We start from the raw sequence: 452 nt of genomic DNA, 5'->3' as shown, positions 1-452 counted from the left end.
CGAGTGGAATGCGACGCAGCGGGACTACCCGTCGTACTTATGCATCCACCAGCTATTTGAAGCGCAGGTCGAGCGCACGCCCGAGGCGCCGGCGCTGGTGTTTGAAGCGCAGACACTGAGCTATGCACAGCTAAACGCACAAGCCAATCGTTTGGCACACCAGCTGATTGAGTGGGGTGTCAGGCCAGAGACCCGGGTAGCGATCTGCGTGCAGCGTAGTGCCGCGCTAGTCGTGGGGCTGCTGGCGATTTTAAAAGCGGGTGGCGCGTATGTGCCGCTCGATCCCCACTATCCGAATGAGCGCTTGACGCATATCCTCGCCGATGCGGCACCGAACATAGTGCTCGCAGATGCGGTCGGGCAGACTGCGTTGGGCGAGGCGGCGCTGGCCGAGTGTACGGTGCTCGATCCAGCGACCCTGCCGGCGTTACCGGACACGAATCCGTCGGTGG

Annotated in this window: 1 protein-coding gene; it reads left to right on the top strand. The window is 62.6% G+C overall.

The features are described from left to right. Positions 1-452, top strand: a 452-nt coding sequence (locus KQH55_RS16225) for an AMP-binding protein (protein WP_235091694.1), incomplete at both ends; no start/stop codon positions are given.

This window comes from Mycetohabitans sp. B3, from assembly GCF_021498065.1.
GTDB lineage: Bacteria > Pseudomonadota > Gammaproteobacteria > Burkholderiales > Burkholderiaceae > Mycetohabitans.
This window is presented reverse-complemented; position numbering and strand designations above follow the sequence as displayed.